At 48.3% G+C, this 1,773-nt stretch carries 2 protein-coding genes and 1 pseudogene; all 3 read right to left on the reverse strand.

The window, feature by feature from the left end:
* Positions 1-688 (reverse strand): DUF808 domain-containing protein (locus ACWA6V_RS21220; protein WP_449524346.1); only part of this gene is annotated, 688 nt, incomplete at its 3' end.
* A 56-nt stretch (positions 689-744) separates the two neighbouring features.
* On the reverse strand, positions 745-1,548 hold the full coding sequence (gene dapB / locus ACWA6V_RS21225; RefSeq protein ID WP_449524347.1) for a 4-hydroxy-tetrahydrodipicolinate reductase: 804 nt from the start codon (positions 1,546-1,548) through the stop codon (positions 745-747).
* 42 nt (positions 1,549-1,590) lie between these two features.
* A pseudogene (locus tag ACWA6V_RS21230) lies at positions 1,591-1,773 on the reverse strand (GTP cyclohydrolase II); the annotation flags it as partial.

The following is a 1,773-nucleotide window of genomic DNA, read 5'->3' on the forward strand; positions in this document are numbered from 1 at the left end:
GCTTCATCAGGCGCGGAGCAGCGGCCAGTAAAAAATTTCCGAAAAATTGTGCAACTGGGTTGGGCTTTTTGCACAGGTGCATACCTATATCATCCAACTTCACAATCAATGCAACAAACCCATAGACGCCCACAGTCATCAATACCGCAATACTGACGACCACTGCGGCCTGCTTGGCAAAAGTCGCAGCAGCTACCGACCCAAGTGCGATAACGATGATTTCTGCCGAAAGAATAAAGTCCGTACGCACGGCGCCTTTAATTTTTTCTTTTTCGAAAGCGACCATATCCACTTCCGGATTGGCAACAGCTTCGATCAATTCGCGATGATGTGCGGAATCTTCTGCTTTGGAATGGAAATATTTGTGCGCGAGTTTTTCAAATCCTTCAAAACACAAATAAGCACCTCCGATCATCAGTAGTGGAACAATTAACCAGGGAACAAATGCGCTGATCAATAATCCAGCAGGAACCAGAATAGCTTTATTGAGCGCAGAGCCTTTGGCAACCGCCCATACCACGGGCAGCTCGCGCTCGGCGCGTACCCCCGCCACTTGCTGTGCATTGAGTGCCAGATCGTCGCCCAATACACCAGCTGTTTTCTTTGCGGCGACTTTGGTCATGATCGCCACGTCATCAAGAACCGCGGCGATATCATCAAGCAACATTAATAAACTGGAGCCGGCCATTATTTAATTCCCTGTGTGATCAGTTAAAAAATGGGTTTAAAAACGTAGCGTAAAACCTAGCGCAACCCCAACACGTCTTGCATATCAAACAAACCGGATTGTTGTTGCTGCAACCATACCGCGGCACGCACAGCACCATTGGCAAACGCCAACCGGCTGGAAGCTTTGTGGGTAATTTCTACGCGCTCTCCATCAGCCATAAACATCACTGTGTGATCACCCACTACATCGCCGCCGCGCACAGTGGCAAAACCAATAGTATCGCGCGGACGCGGGCCAATTTGGCCCTCGCGGCCATAGACAGCCACTTTATCCAGATCGCGCTCCAACGCATTCGCCAAGACTTCGCCCATACGCACGGCCGTGCCGGAAGGTGAATCGACTTTGTGACGATGATGCGCCTCGTAGACTTCCACATCATATTCATCGCCCAATACCCGCGCGGCTAAATCGAGCAATTTAAAACACAGATTTACACCGGTAGAAAAATTGGCCGATAACAGCAGTGGAATTTTCGTTTGATAAGAGAGCAGATCTGCTTTTTCAGTTGCGCTAAATCCGGTGGTACCAATGACGATGGGTTTATTGTGCGCAGCGCAAATTTTTACATGGTCGAGTGTTGCAAGTGGCGAGCTGAAATCGATTAACACATCGAACTGGTCGATCACATCGGCGATATTATCTACCAGTGTTACACCGAGTTTTCCCACATTACCCAGCTCACCGGCGTCTGCGCCCACCAGTGAACTGCCTGCACGCACGGTTGCAGTACCCAATGTGGTTTGTGGATTTTTCTGTGTGGCTTCAATCAACGCCTTGCCCATACGGCCTGCGGCACCGGCGATTGCTATTCTTGTCATTGTCTTACTCTCGATAAAAGATCATTGCAAAAAAACTAAAAATTATTCGTCGTCTTCACTGTTAAACAAATGGCCAAGCTTACCTTTTTTGGTTTCAAGGTATTTTGCATTGTGAGGATTGCGGCCAGTCTGATGCGGGATGCGCTCCACCACATTAATGCCCATATCCTGCAAGGCTTTTACTTTGCGCGGATTATTAGTGAGCAATTTTAATGCTTTGATATT

It is taken from the genome of Cellvibrio sp. (assembly GCF_053579595.1).